This is a genomic window from Nocardia sp. 852002-51101_SCH5132738 (assembly GCF_001665695.1).
GTDB lineage: Bacteria > Actinomycetota > Actinomycetes > Mycobacteriales > Mycobacteriaceae > Nocardia > Nocardia nova.
Genome location: NZ_LZML01000052.1, coordinates 1 through 6003 on the forward strand (window position 1 = coordinate 1; position 6003 = coordinate 6003).

Below are 6003 nucleotides of genomic sequence, written 5' to 3' on the forward strand. Positions count from 1 at the left end.
CCATACCCGGCGCTCCCGGGTGCTCGAAAGCCTATGGCAGCCAGCGACTTCGAGCACCCAAGAAGAAAGGTAAGGACATCATGTCGTCGAACAGTCACCTGGAGCAGGCCGACGATCCACGTGCCCAGTGGCGCCGACTGCCCGCCGAACCCGCCTACTATGTCGAGGAAACCGATGTCGACGGTAGCTCGTCGAGTTACACGGTGCCCGCCGTCGATCCGGGCCAGGACTTCGTTCGGCTCTACGGCGCCTAGTCTCGCCACTTCCCGCGCCGGACGGCACTACGTCAGGTAGCGGCGGACGGCGTCGACCGCCCGCCGGCCGCTCTCGGCGGCGGATTCCATGGTGGAGGGCAGTTCGGTGCGCGTCCAGTCACCGGCGAGGAACAGGCCCCGCACCGGAGTGGTCTGGTCCAGGCGCAGGGATTCGAAGCCCGGATGCGCCGAGAAGGTGGCCTGCGGTTGGTGAATCACCTTGGTGCGCAACACTGTCGCGGTGCGCGCCTCGGGGTAGTGGGTGCGCAGCGATTCGAGCGCGGCCGCGACGAACGCCTCCCTGGGCAGGTGCACCACTTCCCAGGACGCGCTGACCGCCAGCGAATAGCAGTAACCGTCGCGATGGTCGCCGTCGTGCATCCCGCTGGTGTCGAACACCCACTCGATGGTGGTGTCGCGCAGATTTTCGGCCAGCCGCACCATCCGCAGCGGACTGTCCAACCAGACGTAGACGCTCGAGATCGGCGCGGGCTCGATCTTGCGCGCGGGAGCGAAGAATTCGTTGCCGCCGAGCGCGCTGCGGTCCAGCAGGGTGGTCAGCGACCAGGGCGGCATCGTGAGAATCGCCGCGTCACAGTCGATTCGCTGCCCGTCGGCGAGCCGGAGTCCGGTCAGCCGATCCACATTCGGCCCGGCGTCGAGTTCCACATCGACCAGTTGCGTCCCGGTCACGATCCGCGCGCCGCGCTCCCGCAGATACCGCTCGGCGGGAGCGACGAACAGTTCGTGCAGGCTGACTCGCGGCCATACCGCGTCGCCCGCGCGGATATTGCCCGCCAGCGCCCGCCGTCCGATGAAATGCAACGCCTGCGCGAAGGTGAAAGCCGAGACCCGGTCGGGCTTTTCGTTCAGCAGGCCGATCACCAGCTGGTCCAGGCTCAGCCGCCGCAGTGAATGCGGTACGTCGAGCTCCCGGAACCACCGGTCGACGGTCATCCGGTCCAGCTCCGGCGACGGATTCCACGCGGCGGCGCCGATTCGCAGCCAGCTGCGCAGCGCCGGCAGGCGATAGCGTAATGGGATCGGCGGCCAGGCCATCCACGCCAGCCCCGCGGTATTGCGGACCAGCGCCGGCAACCAGCGCGGTCCCCGTGTGGTGAGCAACCGTCCCGGACCGGTGCGGATCGCGAACGGCGGTGCGTCCCAGCGCAATTGATCGGCCGAGCCGATGGTGTCGACGTAGCGCAGCAGGGCGTCGTAGCACCCGGCGAACAGATGCTGACCGTTGTCGACCAACTCGTCGACCCCGGCGACATCGAAGGAGAACGTCCGCCCGCCGAGCCGGCCCCGCTTCTCCACCAGGGTGATGTCGAACCCCCGCTCGGCCAGCCACACCGCGGCGGACAGCCCGGCCAGGCCCCCGCCCACCACCGCGACGTGCCGCGCATCCGAACTCGTACTGGCGAGAGATTGAGTATCTATTTCACTCATCCGCTCATGCTACGAGGAACCTGCACCGCACGCCGGGTTATCGAGTCACACCCCCGGAACAAACCCCTACCGCACAAACCCCCTACCGCCCGCACCTCGGCCCGAGGCGCGGCCGTAGCATCGAATGAGCTCCATCCCTGTCTGATAGCCCCGACCGATCCGGAGGACATCATGACCACACCGGGCGATTTCACGTTCGAGGATGCGTACCAGGGCGACGCCGGCCCGTTCTCCGGCGCCAAACCGCCCTGGAGTATCGGCGAACCGCAGCCGGAGCTCAAAGCGCTTGCCGAACAAGGCAAATTCCACGGCGACGTCCTCGACGTCGGCTGCGGAGAGGCCGCGATCTCGCTGTATCTGGCCGAGCGCGGCTTCACGACGGTCGGGCTGGATTCCGCCCCGACCGCCATCGAACTGGCCCGCGCCGAGGCCGAGCGGCGCGGACTGACCACCGCCACCTACGAGGTCGCCGACATCACCTCGTTCACCGGGTACGACGGCAGATTCGGCACCATCGTCGACAGCACCCTGTTCCACTCGATTCCGGTCGACCAGCGCGACGGATATCAGCGTTCCATCGTCCGCGCGGCGGCCCCGGGCGCGTCCTACTTCGTGCTCGTCTTCGACCGCAAGGCGTTACCGGCCTCGCCCGAAGGATTCGGCCCCAATCCCGTAACCGAAGACGAACTGCGCGAGCTGGTTTCGAAGTACTGGGTCATCGACGACATCCGCCCGGCGCGCATCCACGGCAACGATCTGCCCCGCGACGATCGATCACCGATCCACTTCGAGGACGTGCGCGACGAGCCCGGTGGCCGCAGCTCGGTTCCGGCCTGGTTGCTGCAGGCCCACCTGGCTCTGGGCTGACACCTCTCCCCCGTGAGCGATAGGGCCGGGCCCGGACCGGGCCCGGCTCACACCCTCAGTGCTCAGCGTTCGTCCGGGTAGCGACGATCGTCGTAGCGTCCCGGATCGGTGCCCTCGGTGTCGATGCGCTCCTTGCGCACGGTGTCGCCGACGGTCTCCTGTTCCTCGACGTCGTCGACGGCCAGGCGCACCCGCTCGACCGGCACCGTCTCCTTGTCCACGGTCACCCGGTCCCGGTGCAGGGTGACTTCCTGTTCCTCGTCGCCCAGAGAGGTCCGGCCGTAGGCGCCGGCGTCGGTGACCGGTTCGCGTTCCACCCGCACCTCTTCGTGGCTGGTGGGCACCGTGACGGTCTGATCCTCTGTGACGACGTACTTGCGCAGGCGCGCGGTGCCGACCTCCTCACGCTGCGTATCGACGTTCAGGCGTTCCTCGGAACGGATCAGGCTTTGGTCGCCCGTGGGATCGGTGGCGGCGTGGCGGCCGGTCGGGCCGGCATCGGGACGCGCGGTCCCCTGCCCGTCGCGCATCGCACGGCCGTAGGCGTCCCAGCCGGAGTGGTTCGGATCGACGTGATAGTGGCGGAACAGCTCTTCCTCGCCTTCCCGGCTGATGTGCCCGTCCTGTTCCACAGCGGGCGCGGATTTGACCATTTCCTTGTCCACATTCACCCGTAGCGCGTCGGACTGCGGATTGTGCTGTGCCCCGACGAGCGGAACCAGCGAATCGTGGCGGAACAGGCCGGTGGACACCGATGCCCAGGTCGGCGAACCGGTTTCGTTGTTGACGTAGATGTTCTTGACCTTGCCGATCTTGTCGTCGTGCGAGTCGTACACGGTGCTGTCCATCAGAGTGTCGAGCTGTCCGGTCATGGTTGCTCTCCTCCGTACGGATGGGATGGATTCATCAGGGAATACGCCGGTGTGACCGGCTGTCGCCCCCGGCAGCCCAGCATGATCGGCTACACGTCGGCAGGTACCCGGCAATCTTTCAGCGAAACCCGCAGGACGGGCATGAACCTCGATTCCATCCGGCTCGCCGGGGTCGTTCACGCAGCCACAGCACCCTGCGATATTTACCGATCTGACCTGTGGCGCTTTCGGATCTGGACGATCTCGCCGCCGATCGCCCCGTCAGCGACCGGGCGCGCGTACCGGTGCTGGGGTATCGCCGCCCGGCAGGCCGGCGCCCACTCCGCCCACATCGGTGATCGTCCAGTGACCGGAACGCCGGAGGGTGACGGTGTAGCTCGCCGTCGCGGCGACACCGTCGGGGGTCTGGCGGCTGCGGGAGCTCATGTCGACGAAGACCTGCACCACATATCGATCGCCGTCGCGCTGAGAAACCTTGGCCGCCAAAGGTTTTGCGGTCGAAGTGTACTGCATCTCGGTCAGCAGCGGCCCGACCACATTCACGGCGGCGTCCATCTTCACCTTCAGCGCGTCGGTGATTCCGGTGTCGAGGGCTCTGCGCCAGAGCTACGAGTCATCGCAGCGCTCCGATCACCTGCAGCAGCACGACGGCATCCTTGGTCACATCGCCCTCGATGACCACGTTGAGCACGGCGGTCATGAACTGCGGGACGCGTTCGAGCCGTCGGCGGGCGGTGTCGGAGAACATGAATCCGAGACGGTCGCGCATATCGTGCAGGCGCTGGGACAGGTTCGCGGTGGCGGCGAGGGTGCGATCGAGTTCGGCGGTCCCGGCGGCGGCATCGTGGACATCGGCGGCCACTCCAGCGGCGAGTTCCCTTGTCTCCCTCGCGTTGTCGGGCAGAACGCTGTCGAGACGCGCGATCGCGTCCTGCAGGCGGGTGATGCTGCCGCCGTTGACGAAGGTGGCGATGCGCTGCAGCATCTCCTCGACCTGCGGTCCCGGGTCGGTATCACGCAGCGAGATCGTGTCGCCGTCGCCGAGCAGCGGCCCGGCGCCGTCCGCCGGGGGCAGCAGCGCCAGATAGATATCGCCGAGCACCGTCGTCTGCCGCAGCTCGGCGCGCGTACCGCGGGGCAGTCGCACCGAGGAGCGAATCTCGACGTGCGCGACCGCGGCGTCGGCAGCGACGAACCGCCCGGGCGCCGCGCGCTCGACCGGAGTGCCGGGCAGCGCGCCGGACTCCGCCTCCGGCGCCGTGGGGTCGGTGAACGCACCCATATCTGCCTCCAACCCGGGCAGCACTGCCCGGTGGATAGAGAACCCATGATCACTTATGGTCCGGTCGGCGCTCCCACTACCGGAAAGACTGATAGAAACAGTGCCCTAGATCTATCAGCCATAGTGACATATTTCGTTCGCGTACCGGGGCGGTATTCGGAGTTTCCACCGAGCGAGCAGTGGCAGCATGAACAGCGGAACGACGCGGCGCTGAGAGACTTTCGTTTGCCATCTATCAAATCGGGGCGATCCGTGTCACACTCGTTGATAGTTACAGCGGCCCATTTCTATCAACCCGCAGCGCTCTCGGCGCTGAGTGAGAGGGCCAGGATATGACCACTCGAGGACGAGAACCGGTGACAACTTCTTCGGTGCGCACGATAGGGCCGGGATCGGCGACCTGGCGCTGGGGCGTCGACTGGCGCGCGGTCCTCGCGAGCCGGGCGATTCTGCTGCTGGAGGTCGCCCATCCGGTCGTCGGCGCCGGCGTCATGGACCATTCCGAATTCCTCAGCGACCGCTGGTCCCGCATCACCCGCACGCTGGCATCAGTGCGGCGTATCAACGGATTTCACGGATCCGAGGCCGCGGTGGCGGAGGGTCTGCGGTTGCGCGAGATCCATCGCGACATCTCCGGCACCGATGCGCGGGGGCGGCGGTATCACGCGTTGAACGCCGACGCCTACTTGTGGGTGCACGCCACCGGATACGCCGGACCCGCGCAGGTGCGCCGCCTGTTCGACGGGCGAGTCGACGACGAACGCGAAGAGGCGCTGTTCCGGGAGTGGCGCGACCTCGCCGGCGTCCTGCGCATCCCGGAACGCGTCGTTCCGCGTAGCCGGACCGAGTTCTGGGATCACTACCGGCACACGGTCGCAGACGTCCTGGAACGCAACGACGCCACCGACCTGCTTCTCGAACTCGACCGCCACCCCATGCCGGTCCCGCCGAAACTGCATACGCCGCAAGTGGTCTGGAACGGATTCGCCGTGCCGCTGGCCGCTCTGCTGCGCCTCACCACCGCGGGCACGATGCCACCCGAACTGCGGGAGCGGCTGGGCGTGGCGTGGTCGCCGGCGCGCGAGCGGCAGTTCGACCGCGCCGTCACCGCCGTGCGCGCGCTGGACCGGGTACTGCCCGAGGCGGTGCGCCATCCGGTTGCCCGCCGCACCGACGTCCTGCCCTGAAATTCCCTGCCCCGTCGACGAAGCCGGAAAAGGTAGCGCCCATGTCCCAGCCGATGCCCGCCGATCCGGGCCCCGCCGCGCCCGTCACC

General features: G+C 67.6%; 7 protein-coding genes. 3 read left to right on the top strand and 4 right to left on the bottom strand.

Going from position 1 to position 6003, the window contains the following annotated elements:
- The coding region (locus A5789_RS36360; RefSeq protein WP_227462817.1) for a hypothetical protein at positions 1-254 on the top strand (254 nt) is incomplete at its 5' end.
- Positions 255-281: 27 nt separating this feature from the next.
- Here the strand turns inward: A5789_RS36360 and hpnE are convergent.
- Positions 282-1706: a hydroxysqualene dehydroxylase HpnE gene (gene hpnE / locus A5789_RS08170; protein ID WP_082940541.1), complete on the bottom strand. Its 1425-nt coding sequence runs from the start codon at positions 1704-1706 to the stop codon at positions 282-284.
- A 171-nt stretch (positions 1707-1877) separates the two neighbouring features.
- Between hpnE and A5789_RS08175 the strand changes: the two genes are divergently transcribed.
- On the top strand, positions 1878-2573 hold the full coding sequence (locus tag A5789_RS08175) for a class I SAM-dependent methyltransferase (RefSeq protein WP_064902371.1): 696 nt from the start codon (positions 1878-1880) through the stop codon (positions 2571-2573).
- A 62-nt stretch (positions 2574-2635) separates the two neighbouring features.
- Here A5789_RS08175 and A5789_RS08180 read toward each other — a convergent pair whose 3' ends face one another.
- The 3 genes from A5789_RS08180 to A5789_RS08190 all read right to left on the bottom strand — a co-directional run bounded on the left by A5789_RS08180 (position 2636) and on the right by A5789_RS08190 (position 4727).
- Complete coding sequence (locus A5789_RS08180) at positions 2636-3445, bottom strand: DUF2382 domain-containing protein (RefSeq protein WP_064902372.1); 810 nt, start codon at positions 3443-3445, stop codon at positions 2636-2638.
- A 261-nt stretch (positions 3446-3706) separates the two neighbouring features.
- Complete coding sequence (locus A5789_RS08185; RefSeq protein ID WP_193615494.1) at positions 3707-4000, bottom strand: hypothetical protein; 294 nt, start codon at positions 3998-4000, stop codon at positions 3707-3709.
- Between the two features lie 58 nt (positions 4001-4058).
- On the bottom strand, positions 4059-4727 hold the full coding sequence (locus A5789_RS08190) for an MlaD family protein (RefSeq protein WP_064902373.1): 669 nt from the start codon (positions 4725-4727) through the stop codon (positions 4059-4061).
- A 356-nt stretch (positions 4728-5083) separates the two neighbouring features.
- On the opposite strand from A5789_RS08190, the gene A5789_RS08195 reads away from it, so the two are divergent.
- A complete protein-coding gene (locus tag A5789_RS08195; protein WP_193615495.1) occupies positions 5084-5914 on the top strand; it encodes an oxygenase MpaB family protein in 831 nt (276 codons plus the stop codon).
- Positions 5915-6003 lie beyond the last annotated feature (89 nt).